Annotated in this window: 15 protein-coding genes; 8 read left to right on the forward strand and 7 right to left on the reverse strand. The window is 71.9% G+C overall.

All coding sequences use genetic code 11. The annotated features are described in order from the left end of the window. Nucleotides 1–148: 148 nt before the first annotated feature. Both EV371_RS15185 and EV371_RS15190 read right to left on the reverse strand, forming a co-directional pair. Nucleotides 149–1,012 (reverse strand): hypothetical protein, encoded by an 864-nt coding sequence (locus EV371_RS15185; RefSeq protein ID WP_486484624.1) that lies wholly within the window; start codon nucleotides 1,010–1,012, stop codon nucleotides 149–151. A gap of 497 nt (nucleotides 1,013–1,509) precedes the next feature. Next, on the reverse strand, nucleotides 1,510–1,959 hold the full coding sequence (locus EV371_RS15190) for an STAS domain-containing protein (RefSeq protein ID WP_165436702.1): 450 nt from the start codon (nucleotides 1,957–1,959) through the stop codon (nucleotides 1,510–1,512). Between the two features lie 548 nt (nucleotides 1,960–2,507). Between EV371_RS15190 and EV371_RS15195 the strand changes: the two genes are divergently transcribed. After that, complete coding sequence (locus tag EV371_RS15195) at nucleotides 2,508–4,451, forward strand: aldehyde dehydrogenase family protein (RefSeq protein WP_486484625.1); 1,944 nt, start codon at nucleotides 2,508–2,510, stop codon at nucleotides 4,449–4,451. A 132-nt stretch (nucleotides 4,452–4,583) separates the two neighbouring features. Here the strand turns inward: EV371_RS15195 and EV371_RS15200 are convergent, their stop codons facing one another. Together EV371_RS15200 and EV371_RS15205 are read right to left on the reverse strand one after the other, a co-directional pair. Next, nucleotides 4,584–5,309: a hypothetical protein gene (locus EV371_RS15200; RefSeq protein WP_130462607.1), complete on the reverse strand. Its 726-nt coding sequence runs from the start codon at nucleotides 5,307–5,309 to the stop codon at nucleotides 4,584–4,586. 157 nt (nucleotides 5,310–5,466) lie between these two features. Continuing rightward, nucleotides 5,467–6,108 (reverse strand): helix-turn-helix transcriptional regulator, encoded by a 642-nt coding sequence (locus tag EV371_RS15205; protein ID WP_349337291.1) that lies wholly within the window; start codon nucleotides 6,106–6,108, stop codon nucleotides 5,467–5,469. A gap of 286 nt (nucleotides 6,109–6,394) precedes the next feature. Between EV371_RS15205 and EV371_RS15210 the strand changes: the two genes are divergently transcribed. After that, complete coding sequence (locus tag EV371_RS15210; RefSeq protein WP_130462608.1) at nucleotides 6,395–6,847, forward strand: hypothetical protein; 453 nt, start codon at nucleotides 6,395–6,397, stop codon at nucleotides 6,845–6,847. Between the two features lie 55 nt (nucleotides 6,848–6,902). On the opposite strand, the gene EV371_RS15215 is transcribed toward EV371_RS15210, so the two are convergent. After that, a complete protein-coding gene (locus EV371_RS15215; RefSeq protein ID WP_130462609.1) occupies nucleotides 6,903–8,774 on the reverse strand; it encodes an IPT/TIG domain-containing protein in 1,872 nt (623 codons plus the stop codon). 293 nt (nucleotides 8,775–9,067) lie between these two features. On the opposite strand from EV371_RS15215, the gene EV371_RS15220 reads away from it, so the two are divergent. After that, nucleotides 9,068–9,910 (forward strand): aldo/keto reductase, encoded by an 843-nt coding sequence (locus EV371_RS15220; RefSeq protein WP_207230501.1) that lies wholly within the window; start codon nucleotides 9,068–9,070, stop codon nucleotides 9,908–9,910. A gap of 58 nt (nucleotides 9,911–9,968) precedes the next feature. On the opposite strand, the gene EV371_RS15225 is transcribed toward EV371_RS15220, so the two are convergent. Next, entirely contained in the window at nucleotides 9,969–11,414 is a 1,446-nt protein-coding gene (locus EV371_RS15225; RefSeq protein WP_130462610.1) for an amidohydrolase family protein, read from the reverse strand. A 282-nt stretch (nucleotides 11,415–11,696) separates the two neighbouring features. On the opposite strand from EV371_RS15225, the gene EV371_RS15230 reads away from it, so the two are divergent. From EV371_RS15230 to EV371_RS15245, 4 genes are read left to right on the forward strand one after another with little or no spacing between them, the layout of a single operon-like run. Further along, on the forward strand, nucleotides 11,697–12,863 hold the full coding sequence (locus EV371_RS15230; protein WP_130462611.1) for a CoA transferase: 1,167 nt from the start codon (nucleotides 11,697–11,699) through the stop codon (nucleotides 12,861–12,863). Next, entirely contained in the window at nucleotides 12,845–13,642 is a 798-nt protein-coding gene (locus EV371_RS15235; RefSeq protein ID WP_130462612.1) for a citryl-CoA lyase, read from the forward strand. The genes EV371_RS15230 and EV371_RS15235 overlap by 19 nt, the downstream gene beginning before the upstream one ends. An 11-nt stretch (nucleotides 13,643–13,653) precedes the next feature. Beyond that, entirely contained in the window at nucleotides 13,654–14,535 is an 882-nt protein-coding gene (locus EV371_RS15240; RefSeq protein WP_130462613.1) for a DODA-type extradiol aromatic ring-opening family dioxygenase, read from the forward strand. Beyond that, entirely contained in the window at nucleotides 14,532–14,894 is a 363-nt protein-coding gene (locus tag EV371_RS15245) for a hypothetical protein (protein WP_130462614.1), read from the forward strand. The genes EV371_RS15240 and EV371_RS15245 overlap by 4 nt, the downstream gene beginning before the upstream one ends. 62 nt (nucleotides 14,895–14,956) lie before the next feature. Here the strand turns inward: EV371_RS15245 and EV371_RS15250 are convergent, their stop codons facing one another. Further along, complete coding sequence (locus EV371_RS15250) at nucleotides 14,957–15,790, reverse strand: IclR family transcriptional regulator domain-containing protein (protein WP_130462615.1); 834 nt, start codon at nucleotides 15,788–15,790, stop codon at nucleotides 14,957–14,959. A gap of 545 nt (nucleotides 15,791–16,335) precedes the next feature. Between EV371_RS15250 and EV371_RS15255 the strand changes: the two genes are divergently transcribed. Beyond that, nucleotides 16,336–16,836: a DoxX family membrane protein gene (locus EV371_RS15255; RefSeq protein WP_130462616.1), complete on the forward strand. Its 501-nt coding sequence runs from the start codon at nucleotides 16,336–16,338 to the stop codon at nucleotides 16,834–16,836. Nucleotides 16,837–16,860: the final 24 nt, after the last annotated feature.

The raw sequence follows: 16,860 nt of genomic DNA on the forward strand, positions 1-16,860 counted from the left end.
CCGGTGCGCGGGGTGGGCCGCCCGTGGCGTTTCGCGTCGCCGTCGCTCGATGCGACCGTGCGAAACAGCTCCTCGATCCGCGCGTGCTGGGCGAGCAGCAGGTCGATGACGTCCACTCCGTCGGTACCGCCGTCCGTCCGGCCGGCGCTCACCGGTCACGCTCCGCGCGCAGCGACTCCACCGGATGCGGACCCTCGGTCTCGATCCGGTACTCCGCGCCGAAGCGTTCCCGGTGCATGTCGATCACCCGCTCGCTGGGCGGCTCCGCCCCGCCGTGGATCTGCTCCTGGAGCTTCTCGAATCGTTCGTGCGCCTCGCGCACGTAGCCCGCACCCAGTGTGGTCAGGTCGATCTGCGTGTCCAGCAGGTGCCGCAGAAACTCCTTGTTCGGCTCGAAGGTCACCGGGGTGGGGAGTTCCGCCGGCAGTACCTCGGCCGGGTCCCGGCCGTCGAAGCGACGCATCAGGTCACAGGCGAGCCGCAACTGCGCCAGCTCCATGTTCAGGTGCAGTTCCCAGATCGCCCTGATCCTCGGGTCCGGCTCCTGGGTCATGAAGGAGTGGTAGAGGTACACCTCGTTGTACTCGTGCGTGACCAGCCGCTCCCACCAGGTTTCGCCCGGATCCACCAGCGACTCGTAGTGGGTCACGTGCTCCTGTTCGATCATGCCGATCTCGACGTAGAGCTGCCGGGCGATCGGCTCCATGTACTGCGGTCCGACGTTCATGTAGAAGTTCATCGTCTGTTGCTCGGCCGACATGACGGTGAGGGCGTGTAGCCGGGACAGCGGGTCGACGGTGTGCCGGTCGTACGGATCGCGGACGTTGTCGTACGGGTGCCGGTGGTGGGCCTTGGTCGGCCGCCCGGGCATCACCTCGGTCAGGCCGTCCACCACCTTCTCCGCCTTGCGCCGTTCGACCATCTCGAACAGGTTGGCGTACCGGTACAGGTGGTCGAAGTCCTCCAGCACCCCGAACTGGTACGCCTGCTTCAGGTACGGGTCGGGTTCCAATCCGGGCGACCCAGGCGGTCAGGTCGACCGCCACCTGCTCGTAGGCGATGGTGGTCTCCAGCGTGCTGGCGATCGGCGGCAGCAGCCAGTTGACGACCTTCTGCTGCTGCGCCTCGATGTACCGCGTGTACGCCAGCTGCCGCTTCACCTCCGGATCCGGGCAGGTACGGGCGAGATGGTGGCTGAACATGATGGACTCGATCTCGATGCCGTTCATGACGATGACCCGACACCGGGTGTACGGGTCCGTGGCGTCCGGGTCCAGCGGCTCGACGTCCAGTTCGCGCCAGTTCCTGAGCTGTCGGTCCAGAGGGATTCCCGGTTCAATCAGGGGATTGAAGGTCATGAGTGCCTCACCTCGGGTCGGTTGAGCCCTCAGTACCCCGCGCGAACGCCCTGAACCCACCCCGGACGGATGAAAGGCGTCAATCTGACCTTCCTTCGCGGACCGGTCGCTGTGGATTCGATGCGGGAACCGTACGCCGGTGGTCCTCGCCCTACGCCACCGACCGCGAGCCTTCGGCGTTCGGACCCGGGCCGGGGTCGACGGCGACCGCCGCGGCGCTACGACCGGGACCGGACGGCTCGGGGATGCTGGGCGGATCGAGGCCGAGCAGTCCGGTCACCCCGGTGAGTTCGAACACCCGCCGTACGAAGGGACGAGGGGCGACGGCAATGAGCCGGCAGCCGATCCGATCGGCCTCGGCGTGGCTGAGCAGCAGCGCCCTGATACCGGAGGAGTCGCAGAAGGTCACTTGGGAAAGGTCGACGGTCACCCGACGGAACCGGTGACGCAGCGCGCGGTGCAGCGTCTCGTGCAGCGCGTCGGCGTTGTCCATGTCCAGCGCACCGACGAGCCGGACGATCAGGGTCTGGTCGGGGCCGGGGTCGAGTTCGATGGCGAACGCCGGCTCGCCGGCTGTTTCGGAAAAGGCGTGACTATTCACCTGAGTATCCATTCAATTTGGTGATCGGCTGAGGCCGCCGAGACTGACCTCGATCGACTGTCCGTGCGGTGCCGCTGTACCGATGGCGGTCGAGAATCGCCCAGCGTGGCGTGCCGGCTGTGCCCCCGCAGGCGTCGGCACTGCGTCGGTGCACCGGAGCCGACCAGCGGGCCTACTGTCGGCGATGTTGGTTGCGGCTGATGGCGACGGGCGGGTCACCCGGCGGGTCGGCTCGGGCCGGACCAGGAGCGTCGCGCGGCGATCTCCGGCCTCGGTCCTGTCGACACGCTGCCTCCCGGTCGGACGGTCGATCGATGATCCGTCGTCGTGTCGTCACCGTTCGCATCGGTGGCGACGCTGGGCGCATGTCTGACCCGGTGACACGATGCTACCCCTGATCGGCCGGGACGGCGCGGCGAGACCGGGGCGGTGTCCGCCTGCGGCGGCGGGGTACCGCCGAGTCGACGACCCTGATCCCCCGCCGGACCGCTGCGCGCCCGGCGGGGATGGACGGACATCCGGACGCCTGCCGGGCAGACTTGCCGGTGATGACCGATGCACCGGGAGAGGGCGGCATGTGGAACAACGAGGCGGAACTCCCCGCGGCGCGGCGCCTGGTGGACGCCTGGCAGGTCTCGTTCGCCGACCGTGTGGAGCGGGCCGATGAGCTGTCCCGCCGGCTCGCCGCGATCCGGGTGAGCACGCGGGACGCCGACGGGCTGGTCGAGGTGACGCTCAACTCGTCCGGAACGCTCGTCGACCTCTGGCTGGACGAGCGGACCCGGCAGCGGCCGGCCGCCGAGGTGGCCGCAGGGATTATGGACACCCTCCGTGCCGCCCGGACGGAACTACCGCACCGGGTGACCCGGGCGACGGCGGACTGCTCGCGGCGGGCGGCACCCCGCGACCCCGGAGAGGATGTTGGGGACACTGGTACCCGCCCCGTGATCACCCCTCGACCGACGGAGACTGGTATGGACCTGGACCAGCCGATGAACCCGTACACCGGCACGCCGACCGGCCACCCGGTGCCGCACACCGGTACCGACGCCCTGGACGCGGTCTGCCGGCTGGCCGCCGCCGCGGCCGAGAGGTACGCGGCGCTGCCGTTGGCCACCCGCGCGGAGCTGCTCCGCCGGATCGGCGCCGCGCTGGAGGGCTCCCGGGACGAGATCGTCGCGCTCGGCGACGCCGAGACGGGGCTCGGCACGGCCCGGCTGCACAGCGAGCTGACCCGGACCCGGGTGCAGCTGGAGATGTTCGCCGACGCCGTGACGGAAGGGTCGTTCCTGGAGGTGGTGATCGACCTGCCCGACCCGGACGCGCTGCCGGCACCCCGACCGGACCTGCGCCGGATGCTGGTTCCGGTCGGTCCGGTCGCGGTCTACGCGGCGTCGAACTTCCCGCTCGCCTTCTCGGTGCCCGGCGGCGACACGGCGAGCGCGCTGGCCGCCGGCTGCCCGGTGGTGGTGAAGGCGCACCCCGGCCACCCGGGGCTCTCCGACCTGTGCGGCGCGCTGATCACCAACGCCCTCGCCGAGGGCGGCGCCCCGGTCGGCACGTTCGCGGTGGTCCGGGGGATGGCGGCGGGCCAGGCCCTGATCACCCATCCGGCGATCGCGGCCGGCGCCTTCACCGGCTCCGCCTCCGGCGGTCGGGCGCTGGCGGACCTCGCCGCCGGCCGGACCGACCCGATCCCCTTCTACGGCGAACTCGGCTCGCTGAACCCGACCGTGGTCACCCCGGCCGCGCTCGCCGCCCGGGGCAACACGATCGCCGAGGCGTTCGTCGGCTCGGTCACCCTCGGCACGGGCCAGTTCTGCACCAAGCCCGGTCTGCTCTTCCTGCCGGCGGGGCACCAGCTGGACGGGGTACTCGGCAAGGCGGTCGCCGCCGCGTCGCTCGGCCCGCTGCTCAACTCCCGGATCCGGGACGCGTACCGGGAGGGGGCGGCCGCGCTGGCCGGAGTGCCCGGGGTACGGACGGTGGTTCCGCCCGGCCAGGTCGACCAGTCCGGTTACCGGGCCGCCGCGCAACTGCTGGCGGTCTCGGCAGGTGACCTCGTCCGGCACGCCGACCGGCTGCTCGCGGAGTGCTTCGGTCCGGCAGCCCTGCTGGTCGAGTACGCCGACGAGGCGGAACTGCTGGCCGCGCTGGCCGTCGTCCCGGGTGCGCTGACCGCCACCGTGCACGGCGAGGGCGCCGACGATCCGGTGGCGGCCCGGGTGGTGGAGCTGGCGGCCCGGCGTGCCGGCCGGGTGATCTGGAACGGCTGGCCGACCGGGGTGGCGGTGACCTGGGCGATGCAGCACGGCGGGCCGTGGCCGGCGACCACCGGCTCGCTGCACACCTCGGTCGGGGTCACCGCGCTGCGCCGGTTCCTGCGTCCCGTCGCCTACCAGGGCATGCCCGACGAGTTGCTGCCGGCGGCGCTGCGGGCGAGCAACCCGCTCGGGCTGCCGCGCCGGGTCAACGGGGAACTGCTGACCTGACCTCTGCGGGTGGTGCCGGCCGGGTCCTGGCCGGCACCACCCGCCATCCGCTCCGCTGATCGATCCGGAGCTGATCGATCCGGAGCCGACCCGCCGGGCACCGCTCGTCGGCGTCTGGGTCGACGCCGCCGGTCAGGTGGCGCGCACGCGGCTGCCCGGCACCGCTGCCCGCCAGCTGGTCTCCCGTACCCGGGAGAAGTACGCGGCCAGGAGGAAGACCGCGAAGATGGCCAGGTTGAGGATCCACCGGGGGTCGTCGACCTGCAGGGCCGCCGCCAGCTGCTCGCGTTCCGCCTCGGTCAGCGCTGTCGTCGAGCGCTCCGTCTCGGCGAAGTCCAGCCGGGAGGAGGCGAAGACCAGGTAGGTCCAGATCCGGTGTACGAGGTACAGCGCCGCGGCGGCGACGATCAGGATCCGCCGTAGTCCCGGGCGCCAGCCCAGGACCAGGAGCATCGGAACCACGACCAGTTCCGTCGGGACGTTCGCCATGATCGCGACCGGGATGCTCGGCAGGAACATCAGGACCAGGGTCTCTCCGGTCAGGGTGGGGCTGTCCAGGGCGGCACCGAGCAGCAGGAGCCCGGCCGCACCGCCGAAGGCGAACAGGGCCATCGCGACGACACCGAGGGCGACCAGGCCGTCCTCGAACCACGCGCTCAGCGTCGCCCGGTTCCGGAGCCAGCCGGTGAGCAGGCTGATCGCCAGCCCCCAACCGACCGCGACGAGCAGCGCGACCGGAACCGGGAGAAACTCGGCCAGGGACAGTCCCTCGACGACGGCGACGAACGCCACGGCGAGCGAGAGCGGCAGCAGTAGTGGACGTGGCCAGCCACGGCTGGTCTGTGCGTCGTGGGGCATGGCGATCGCAGGCTCCTTCTCTTCCGGTCTGCTGCGCAGCTGCGATCGCCTCGACGAGTCGCGGTGCCAGCGGGATCGAACGCAGGGGCCCGACGCTAGGCAGCCGGCGGCGCGGCCGGCGTCTGCCGAACGGCCATGCCGGGGTTTAGCGGGGGGTTTATTTCTCGTCGCGGACCCGGTCGAGCAGGCCCGCCTGGTGCGCGTGCGTGACCGCCTGGAGCCGGCTGGCGGCCCCGAGCTTCCGGAAGATGTGGTTGAGGTGCGCCTTGACGGTGCCCTGGGCGACGTACAGGGCATTGGCGATCTCGCGGTTGGAGCGCCCTGCCGCCAACTGCGCCAGCACCTGCAGTTCCCGCCCGCTGAGCGGCTCCAGCGGCAGCCCGGCCGCCGCGGTGCCGGTCTCCGGCCCGGCGGGGCGGGCCGATCCGGTGCCGTCGGGCTGCGGCGGCCGGGCGTCCGACCGGGACCTCGCAGCGGGGCCGGTGCCGGCCGGGGGCCGGACCGCCTCGACGCCCGGCTCATCCGCCTCGGCGCCGGGCCCTGGTGCGGCCGGGACGGCGCGTACGGCGGCCAGCGCGATCAGCGGAACCAGCAGGCCGAACGGAAGTATCAGCCACCAGTGCCGGGCGCCGCGTTCGACCAGGGCGAACGAGAACCCGACGATGACCATGGCCCAGACGTAGCAGCCGGTGAGGACGGCGGTCACGCGTACGGCCCGCCGACCCCGTGGCGTCCGGAGCCATCGGACGATCCGCTCAGCCGCGTGCTCCCGCCGGGCCCGTCCGGTCAGCTCGACCACGGAGGGTCACCCCCTTCTCGTTGTGCCGTCGCTCGGGACACCGCCACCCGCGAGCCGACCGGGGCGGCCGGGCGACGGCGTGCCGATGTCGAACGGCGCCCGCCGCACCATCATGCCGACCCCGGTGTTGGCGCGGGCTGCCCGCCGCCACCCGACAATGCCGGCGGGGCCCGCTCTCTCGCAGTTGGTGACATTTGTCAAGTTTGTGGTGATTAGACTTTGTTACAGCTTCATCACGAACGTCTTGATGCCCCGCCCCGGCGATCCCGGACCAGGAAGGCCGACCGTGCTGATCATCGCGCAGACCCGAGCCGCGCAGACCCGAGCCGCGCTGCCCGACGGCGACGTACGAACCTGGTCGGTGCTCTCCGGCGACGGCCAGTGGGCCGCGGAACACTACTTCCGGATCGTCACCGGCGAGCGCCTCGACGACCGGCGGATCCTGCTGGTGCACCGGCCGCGCCGGCTGCGCGGTCGACGCCCGCACGTCCAGTTCGACGGCTGCTCGGTCTGGCGGCTCACGCCGGCGGCACTGCTGCCCTTCGGCCGGAGTCTGCCGCCGGTACGCCGGATGAACCGGTGGTTCGCCGCCGTCACGGTGCGGCGCTGGTTGCGCGACCGGCCCGGGGTCCGGGTGCTGCATCTCGACGAGACCAGCCGCTATCTGGTCGGCCGGATCGACGAGGACGAGGTCCTTCCCCCACCGGTCATCCGGTTACCGGACCGCCCGCCCCGCTGACCGGCGCGGGCCCCGGGACTACCACCCCCGGGGCCCGCGCCGGATCCGCTGCCGATCAGCCGGTCGCCCGGTCGGTACGGCGTCGTCGGGTCAGCAGCAACAGGACGATCCCGAGACCCGTCAGCGCGGCGCTGATCCCGACCAGCGAGACCACCGAATCGCCGGTGACCGGCAACGGCGCCCCGGCGTACCGGAAGGGCAGCGTGTTGGAGACGCCGGCCGGGGTGCCGACGGTGATCGCGGCGTCGCCGGCCGGGCAGGCCGGGGTGCGGAACGTCAGGGAGCCCCCGTTCGCGGCGACCGTCACGGCGCTCGCCGGGATGGTACGGCCACAGATCGTCACCGTCGTCTGCCCCGGTACGAAGCCGCTGCCGCCGACGGTCACGACCCTTCCGCCCGAGGTGGGCCCCTGGTCCGGGTCGACCGTCTCGATCACGGGTACCACGGCCCGGTAGGTGAAGCCGTCGTCGGCGACCGCATCCGCACCGGGCAACTGCACGGTGACGTCGACGGTGCCCGGTGTGCCGGGCGGGGTGGTGACGGTGAGCGAGGTGCCGCTCGGGTCGACCACCAGATCGGTGCCGGGCTCGCCGCCGAAGTCGACACCGGTCGCCCCGGTGAGGCCGGTTCCGGTGATCGTCACCCGGGTTCCGCCGGTGCTCGGCCCGGCCGGCGGGGAGACCGAGGTGATCGTCGGTGCCACGTAGCTGAAGGTTCCGTCCTCGGCGGTACCGGCCGGGAAGGTCACGGCGACCTCGGCCGGCCCGGCGGCGTTCGGCGGGGTGACGACGGTGATCGTCGTTCCGGCCGGGTTGACCGTGAAGTCGGTGCCCGGCACGCCGTCGAGGGTCACCCCGGTGGCGCCGGTGAAGCCGGTGCCGGTGATGGTGACGGTGGTGCCGCCGCTGGTGGGGCCGGAGGTGGGGTCGAGGCCGGTCACTACGGCGCCGCTGCCGTCGGCGAGGTAGGTGTAGTCGAGTGGGGTGGCGGAGCCGCCGGGGGTGGTGACGATGACGGTGGCTGGGCCGATCGGGTTGGCTGGGGTGACGGCGGTCAGTGAGGTGCCGCCGGGTGCGACGGTGACGTTGGTGGCGGGTACGCCGTCGAAGGTGACGGTGGTGTCGCCGGGGACGAAGCCGGTGCCGGTGATGGTGACGGTCTGCCCGCCGGACTGCGGACCCGAGTCCGGATCGATGGCGGACGCGGTGGGCGGTGCGGGTGCCGGCGGGCGTTCGCAGGTTGCCCGCGCCACGATCACGGTGCCGACCGGGATGGCCACCGGCAGTCCGGCCACGGTTCCGGTCAGGGTGAGCGTGGCCAGGATGGCGGTCGCCGCCGCACCGGCCGCCGTGGTGGTCTCGGTGCGCGTCAACGTCACGTCGAGGCTGGCACCGAGCAGTCCGGGTACGGTGACGTCGGCGCTGCCCTGCACCGCCGGGCCGTTCGCCGTCAGGACGACGGTGGTGCCGAAGAGCGAGACGTCGGCGAGTGTGGTCTCGGCGGTCTGCGCGCCGACCAGCGGACAGGTGGCGGTGGCGGTCACTTCGCCGGCGTCGAGGACGTCGATGCCGAGCACCGTCAGATTCAGACCGTTGACGCTGGAGAACGCGGAGGAGGCGGTGGCGCCACGGGTCGCGGTGACCTCCTCGACGGTGCCGTCCGCGGTCACCCCGATCGCACCCGCCAGTGAGATGTCCACCAGGGTGGAGGTGTCGGTGCCACCACCGGCCGGCGCGGTCGCGCTGCCGATCGTGGCGTCCGCGTCGACGACCACGACGCCGGCCACGTCGGCGGAGAGGTCGACCACCACCCCTTGGGCGGCGGCGGAGCCGGGCTGGGCCAGGGCCGGTGCCGGCAGGTGCAGTACGGCGTCGGCGGCGAGCAGCGCCACCGCCAGCGTGGACAGTCTTCTCCGTATGGACGTCACGTTTCCCCCGTGGAGCTCAGGTGCTGGTACCGAGCGGCGGTCGGCAGCCAGCCATCCCCGCCCCTTCCACCAAGAAACGAGACATAAGCGGACGGGTTACGCAAATCGGGACGCCGTCGGCGGCGGTCAGAGCTTTCGTTACACCGAGGCGGCGGTCAGAGCTTTCGTTTGGCCGGCGGTGTGCCGGGTAGGCCGACGGCGGGTGGGCCGGCGGGGCCGCATGTCGTAGGCCGGCGGTGCCGTGCGGCAACCCCGCTGTCGTCGGCACGCGTTCCACCCGCCGGGAGGCCGAGATGACCGTCGCGATGCCCGCGATCAGACTGCCGTCGGGCCAGACGATGCCGGTACTCGGCCAGGGAACGTGGTACCTGGGGGAGAACCCCGGGCAGCGGCAGGACGAGATCACCGCGCTGCGTGCCGGGCTGGACCTCGGGATGAGGTTGATCGACACCGCCGAGATGTACGGCAGCGGGTCCGCGGAGGAACTGGTCGGTGCGGCGATCGCCGGGCGCCGCGACGAGGTGTTCCTGGTCGACAAGGTGTTGCCGGCGAACGCCAGCCGGCAGGGCACGGTACGGGCGTGTCGCCGAAGCCTGCGCCGGCTCGGGACCGACCACATCGATCTCTACCTGCTGCACTGGCGCGGCACCCATCCTCTGCCGGAGACGATCGAGGCGTTCGACGAGCTGGTGGCGGCGGGCGAGATCGGGCAGTGGGGAGTGAGCAACTTCGACCTGTCGGACATGGTGGACCTGATGGAGGCCGGTGGCGAGTCCTGCGCGGCCAACCAGATCCTCTACAACCTGACCCGACGAGGTCCGGAGTACGACCTGCTGCCGTGGCTGGGTGCGCACGGCATCCCGGCGATGGCGTACGCACCGATCGAGCAGGGCCGGTTGCTCGGCAACGACCAGCTCTCGGAGATCGCCGGCCGGCACCGGGTGACACCGGCGCAGGTGGCGCTGGCCTGGGTGCTGCGGCAGGATCCGGTCGCCGCCATTCCCCGGTCGTCGGATCCGGCGCACACCCGGGAGAACGCCGGGGCGCTCGACCTGCGGCTCGGCGACGAGGACCTGGTCGTACTCGACGCGGTCTTCCCGCCGCCGAGCGGCCCGCAGCCGCTGGAGATGCTCTAGTCCCCGGCACCGACCGCCCGGGCCGGTGCCACCCGGGGCTGGCGCGGGCCTGCGCCGCTCAGCGCTTCCACTGGGCGGAGCCGGCGTCCCATTCGGTGTACGTGTACGGGTTGTCCCGCACCTTGGTCTCCGGGACGTCCGGGTTCATGCCCTTCGCCCAGGCGTCCCGACCCATCGACCCGATCAGGTACTCGACGGTCCGCTCCACCTCGCGCCGGGCCCGGCCGAGGTCGACGCCGACCAGCCGGTGCTGGTGCTTGACCAGCCGGCCGTCGATCAGGACGGTGTGCACGTCACCGCGCTGCGCCTGGAAGGCCACGTGGCCGTACGGGTTGAGGATCGGGAACATCACCGGCGAGTCGTCGTTCTTGATCAGTACGACGTCCGCCTTCTTGCCCGGTTCCAGGCTGCCCACCCTGTCGTCCAGGCCGAGCGCGCGGCTGCCGCCCCGGGTGGCCCACTCGACCACCTGCTCGGCGCGCAGGTGGCAGTGCGTGACGGTGTCCTGCCGGCCGTGCGCCTCCAGGTGCTCCCGGGAGCGGTCCGCGCCCAGTGTGGTGCGCATGGCGGTGAAGAGGTCACCGCTCCACCAGACGCTGGTGTCCATCGAGAGCGAGACCGGGATGCCGTGGTGGCGCAGTTGCCAGGTGGGCGGGTAGCCCTGGCCGGCGCTCTGCTCGCTCTCGGTGGAGACCGAGACCGAACCGCCGGTGGCGGCGATCCGGTTGTACGAGTCCCGGGTCAGGGTGGCCGCGTGCACGTAGACGGTGGCCGGGGTCATGAAGCCGTTCTCGTGCATCAGCCGGATGCCGTCGTCGTTGGTGGCGCCCCAGACGCCGGCGTGGGTGGTGACCGGTACGCCGAGGTCACGGGCGACCTCGAAGGCGGCCCGCTCCGGGAAGGCGGGGTCGCCGGTGACGTCGAAGGCCATCTGGAAGCCGAGCCTGTCGCCCTTGCCGGCGATGCGCCGCTCGACGAAGTCGCGGAACTCCGGGCGGGTCGCCCACTCCCACGGCCCCTGCTGGATGTTCCCGTAGGCGAGGACGAAGCGGCCGGGCACCGCCTCCAGGGCGTCGACGGCGGCGTCCGCGTGCTGCGGGGTCTGTAGTCCGTGCGACCAGTCGACCGTGGTGGTGACCCCGGCGTCGATCGCCTCGATGGCGGCGAGCAGGTTGCCGGCGTAGATGTCCTCGGGCCGGAACAGCTTGCCGGATTCCAGGTAGTACCAGACGAAGTACTGGGTCAGGGTCCAGTCGGCGCCGTAGCCGCGCATCGCGGTCTGCCACATGTGCCGGTGGGTGTCGATCATTCCGGGCAGCACGATGCCGCCGCTGGCGTCGATCTCCAGCGCGCCGTCCGGGGCGGTCAACCCGACCCCCACCTCGGCGATGCGGTCGCCGACCACCAGCACGTCGCCGCCGGTCAGCACGGTGTGTGCGTCGTCCATCGTCAGTACCAGCCCGTTGTGCAGCAGCACCGGGCGGTCGGGCTCGGTCGTGGCCATCGCCAACTCCTATCGACGGAGCGATCTACGCGGACGATCGTCCGTATAGCGGGCGCGAGCAGGTGGCGCAATTATTGTCCCGGTGTTTCACGCCTGTCAACGAGTAGTGCTCGGCCGGATGCATCCGGGATTGAGCGGCGGCTACGGCCCGCGCCCGATGGAGGGCGGCTATCCCAGGCGTGGTCGGCCCCGGCGCGACCGATCAACAGTTGACAGGTGTGTCGGGCGCGAACAGACTGTCGGCGACGGACAAACGTCCGCGAGACGGACGGAGGCGGGAGCATGGCGGATCAGCCGGGTACCGGTGGCACACCGGGACCGCTGGCCGGACTGGTGGTGGCCGACTTCTCCCGGATCCTCGCCGGGCCGTACGCCACGATGCTGTTGGCGGACCTCGGCGCCGACGTGATCAAGGTGGAGGGGCCGGCCGGGGACGACACCCGGACCTGGATGCCACCGGTCCGGGACGGGGTGGCCACCTACTACCTGGGCATCAATCGGAACAAGCGTTCCATCGCGCTGGACCTGCGGTCACCGGAGGACCTCACCGTGGCCCGCGCCCTCGCCGCGCGCGCCGACGTGATGATCGAGAACTTCAAGCCCGGCGGCATGCGGCGGTTCGGGCTCGACTACGAGTCGGTGGCGGCGGAGAACCCGGGCATCGTCTACGCCTCGATCAGCGGCTTCGGCACCGGCGCCGGCGCCGCGCTGCCCGGCTACGACCTGATGGTGCAGGCGATCTCCGGGCTGATGAGCCTCACCGGCGACCCGGACGGCTCGCCGTACCGGGCAGGGATCTCGGTCTTCGACGTGATGGCCGGGATGCACGCGAACATCGGCATCCTGGCCGCGCTGCACCACCGCACGGCCAGCGGCCGGGGCCAGCACGTCGAGGTCAACCTGCTCTCCTCGGCCCTGTCCGGGCTGGTCAACCACAGCAGCGGGTACGTGGCCGGCGGGGTGGTGCCGTACCGGATGGGCAACGCGCACCCCAGCCTCTTCCCGTACGAGCCGCTGCCAACCTCCGACGGCGAACTGATCGTCATCGCCGGCAACGACGGCCAGTTCCGCAAGCTCTGCGAGGTCCTCGGCCTGCCGGAACTCGTCGACGACCCACGGTTCGGGCGCAACCAGGACCGCACCGCCAACCGTGAGGAGCTGCGCCCGCTGCTGGTCGAACGGCTGCGCACCCGGACCAGGGACGAGTGGTTCACCGACCTGATCGCCGCCGGGGTGGCGTGCGCGCCGATCAACACCATCGACCGGGGAGTGGCCTTCGCCGAGCGGCTCGGCCTCGACCCGGTGGTGACGGTGGGCGACGGCGACGGCGCGGTGCCGATGGTGCGCAACCCGATCACCTTCTCCACCACCCATCCCCGGTACGACCTGCCCCCACCGGGGCTCGACGAACACGGCGAGGAGATCCGCGCGTGGCTGACCCAGAACTGACCTTTCCCACCTCGATCGGCACCTCCGACGCCGACACCATCCACCTGCTCGGTCACGACCTGGCCGCCGACCTGATCGGCCAGGTGGGCTTCGGCGAACTCGCCTTCTGGCTGGTCGCCGGGCGCCGCCCCACCCCGGCCCAGGTACGCGTCTTCGAGGCGGTACTCGTCGCGCTCGCCGACCACGGCTTCACCCCGACGGCGATCGCCGCCCGGGTGACGTACCAGAGCGCCCCCGAGGCGTTGCAGGGGGCGCTCGCCGCCGGCCTGCTCGGTGGCGGCTCCCGGTTCCTCGGCGTCACCGAGGACAGCGGCCGGTTCCTCGCCGACACGTTGGCCGAGGTGACCGAGGTACCGACCGACGACGCCGGCTGGGACGAGCTGGCCCTCGGCGCCGTCACCCGGGCCCGGGCCGAGCGCCGGCTGGTGCCCGGACTGGGGCATCCGGTGCACAGGGTGCGGGATCCGCGTACCCCGGTGCTGATCGCGCTCGCCGAGCGGGAGGGCCTGCGCGGCCCCCACCTGCGGCTTTTCGAGGCGATCGGCCGGGTCCACCCGCAGGTGCTCGGCCGTACCCTGCCGTTGAACGGTGCCGGCGTCTGCGGTGCCGCCCTGGCCGACCTCGACCTGCCGCCGGAGCTGCTGCGCGGCTTCGCGCTGCTGGCCCGGGCCGCCGGACTCCTCGGCCACCTGGCCGAGGAGCGCCGTACCGGCCTCGGGATGGAGATCTACCGCACCGTCGACCGCAACGCCCGCTACACACCCCCCGAACCCGTCTGAAAGGAGTCGCGATGGCCACCATCGCCGCGGTGATCGCCTCCACCCACCATCCGTTCTACTACCGGGCCAGCACGGCACAGGGCGAGGACCGGCCGCCCTTCGCGGACGAGTGGGTTCGCAAGATCCTGGACTTCCGGGAGACCCTGACCCGGGCCAACCCCGACGTGCTGGTGATGGTCGGCTCGGACCACTTTCACCAGCTGTGGCTGGACAACATGCCGCAGTTCCTGGTCGGCAAGGCCCCGTTCTACGACGGGAACTGGTACAACGAGGAACGCGAGTTCGGCCTGCCCCGGATGCTGCTGCGGGGCCAGGAGGACCTCTCGGCCCACCTGCTGCGCGAGGGCCTGGACGCCGGCTTCGACCTGGCGTTCAGCAACGAGCTGCGGATCGACCACAGCATCACCTGCCCGATCATCACGCTGCGTCCCGAGGCGGACCTGCCGATCGTGCCGATCTACACCAACATCTTCGCGCCGCCGCTGCCGCAGCCGAAGCGGTTCGTGCAGCTCGGCCAGACCATCCGGGAACTGGTCGAGTCGTGGCCGAGCCACCTGCGGGTGGCGATCATCGGCACCGGCCACCTGTCGCTGGAACTCGGCGGCCCCCGCCAGTTCGGCCCGCACGGGCCGGATCCCGAGTTCGACCGGAAGGCGGTGGAGTGGATCGCCACCGGTGACCTGGAGCGCTGCCTGGCCGAGGTGACCCTGGAGAGCCTGCACACGCCGGGCAACGCCACCCACGGCTTCATGGACTTCATGCTGATGATGGGGGTGGCCGGGGCGGGCGCCAGGGCGGACCACGTCGACACCCTCGACCTGTTCCACACCATGGAGGCCTACTTCACCTGGTATCCGAACGGCGTACCGACCGGAAGCGAGGTGCGGCGGTGAGCAAGTACCTGCTGAACAAGTTCCTCTACACCGTGGACCGGGATCCGGAGCTGGTCGAGCGCTACCGTGACGACCCGCGCGGGATGGTCACCTGGTGGGAGGCGGAGCGCGCCAACGCGGTGCTGAACTGCCACACCGGCGAGGCGAGCACCTGGCTGCGGTTCTCCGACGCCGAGCGGGAGGCGCTGGTCGACCACGACTACGTCAAACTCTTCGAGCTGGGCGCACACCCGTTCCTGACGCTGACCCTGTTCATCGCGATGTTCGAGCGGGACCACCCCGAACCGCTCGGCTTCCAGAAGCACTACGCGGCCCGGCTGGCGCACTTCTCGCTGCCGTACCCGGACATCGCCACCTGACCACGGCGGCACCCCCCGCACCGGCGGTCACGGCACCGCCGGTGCGAAGTCCTGCCGAGGGCTCAGGGTCGGGCGGCGACGACCGTCTCCACCACACCGCCCATCTCGATCTGCGGCCGGGACTGCCAGCGGGCCCAGTCCGCGCTGATCGCGCTGGCCGCCCGGATGAGCTGGGGAAGGTGCTGCTCGACCAGGGTCTTGACGCTGGTCTCGGCCGAGTTGACGGTGACGTTCATCGCGGCCCGTACCATGCCCTGGCCGTCCCGGATCGGCACCGCCACCGAGCGGATGCCCGGGGCCAACTCGTCGTCGGCGAGCGCCCAGCCCCGGGCCCGGACCTCCCGGAGCATGGCGTCCAGCGCGGTCCGTCCATGCCGGACCTTCGGCTGCACCCCGGAGCGGCTGGGCTGGGCCAGCGCCGTGTTGAGCGCGCCCGGGTCCAGCGCGGCGAGCAGAACCTTGCCCTGTGACGTCACGCTGGCCGGAAAGCGGGTGCCGATCTGCACCCGCAGCGCGATTATCTTCGGCACCGCGACCCGGGCCATGTAGACGATGTCCGAGCCGTCGAGCTGGGCCATCGAGCTGGATTCCCCGGTGGCGGCGACCAGGTCCTGCATGTGCGGGCGGGCGATGTCCCACAGCGAGAGCGCGCCGACGTAGGCCATCCCGAGTTCCAGCACCCGGGGAGTGAGTTCGTAGCTGCCGGCGTCGGCCCGGACGTAGCCGAGTTCTTCCAGGGTGAGCAGGAAGCGCCGGGCGGTGGGCCGGGCGAGCCCGGCCGCGGCGGCGACCTCGCTGAGGCTCAGCCGGGGTTGGTCGGCGTGGAAGACGGTGATCACCTTGAGCCCTCGGGCCAGGGCCTCGATGAAGTCCGGTCCTTCGCCGCGCTGTGCCATCGTCCGCCTCGCTCCGTCGTCGCCGTGTCGGTACCCGCCACCCGGCTTCCGCCGGGACGGAAGTCGGGCGTCCATCAGTTCACCACGGGCCCACCCGGGGTGCCGGACGGCGCACTGCCGGGGCGTCCCGGACGGTGTCCCGCCGGCGACGTCCGGGCGGGCCCGCCCCCGGCTCGGCCGGGCGGCGTCCGTCCCGGCACGTCCGGCCGGTGGTCGAAGTGGATCGGGTACGGAATTGTGCCGCCGACCCGACCTCTGACCGTCAAGCGAACACCAGTCCGCGCTCAGACGCAATTGTTTCCAGCCTGAGTCTTGACATCTAACAGGTGGCAGCGGAGATTGTGATGTGCGTCGCGTCCGTGTAGCGGACGCTCGTCCGCAGAAGAGGTCGCGCAGGGCTCAGCCTCGGAGGAGAGAGTTATGGCGCCATCGGCGGTGGTTCCGCGTCCCGCGTCCACCCACAGCACCAACCCCACCCGGCGGTCGGCCGAGAGCCGGCCAGGCACCACCGGCCAGACCGGCGGACCGGGCTCGGCAGGTGCGGCATGAGCCTCGGCCTGCTACTGCTCCGGCTCCTCCTCGCGGCGCTGCTCTTCGGCCACGCCAGCCAGAAGCTGTTCGGCTGGTTCCGTGGCCAGGGCCCCGCCGGCACCGGCAGCACCTTCCACACCTGGGGCTTCCGGCCCGGTCGGGCCATGGCGCTGCTGGCCGGAACGGCCGAACTCCTCGGCGCGGCACTGATCGCGCTGGGCCTGGCCACCCCGCTCGGCGCGAGCGTCGTGCTCGGCACGATGATCGTGGCCGCCTCCGTCAACGTCCCCAACGGGCTCTGGGCGCACCTCGGCGGCTACGAGGTCGCCTTCGTCTACGGCGCGCTCGCCATCGTGCTGGCGTACACCGGACCCGGCGCCTGGTCGCTGGATCACCTGATCGGGCTCGACGGGTTCGCCGGCTACGGCTGGGGCACCCTGGCCCTGGCCGTCGGGCTGCTCGGCAGCGTACCCCCACTGCTGCGCCGCCGGCGCGCCCTCGCCGCCGGCGACTGACCGGCCCCGGGGCGCCGGCCCGGC

This window comes from Plantactinospora sp. CNZ321 (genome assembly GCF_004217235.1).

Bases quoted from the DNA above. Each gene is read 5' to 3' on its own strand.
- EV371_RS15200 (WP_130462607.1), bottom strand. From the start codon at position 5,309: ATGCCCCACGACGCACAGACCAGCCGTGGCTGGCCACGTCCACTACTG.
- EV371_RS15255 (WP_130462616.1), top strand. From the start codon at position 16,336: ATGAGCCTCGGCCTGCTACTGCTCCGGCTCCTCCTCGCGGCGCTGCTC.
- EV371_RS15230 (WP_130462611.1), top strand. From the start codon at position 11,697: ATGGCGGATCAGCCGGGTACCGGTGGCACACCGGGACCGCTGGCCGGA.
- EV371_RS15225 (WP_130462610.1), bottom strand. From the start codon at position 11,414: ATGGCCACGACCGAGCCCGACCGCCCGGTGCTGCTGCACAACGGGCTG.
- EV371_RS15195 (WP_486484625.1), top strand. From the start codon at position 2,508: ATGACCGATGCACCGGGAGAGGGCGGCATGTGGAACAACGAGGCGGAA.
- EV371_RS15240 (WP_130462613.1), top strand. From the start codon at position 13,654: ATGGCCACCATCGCCGCGGTGATCGCCTCCACCCACCATCCGTTCTAC.
- EV371_RS15220 (WP_207230501.1), top strand. From the start codon at position 9,068: ATGACCGTCGCGATGCCCGCGATCAGACTGCCGTCGGGCCAGACGATG.
- EV371_RS15250 (WP_130462615.1), bottom strand. From the start codon at position 15,790: ATGGCACAGCGCGGCGAAGGACCGGACTTCATCGAGGCCCTGGCCCGA.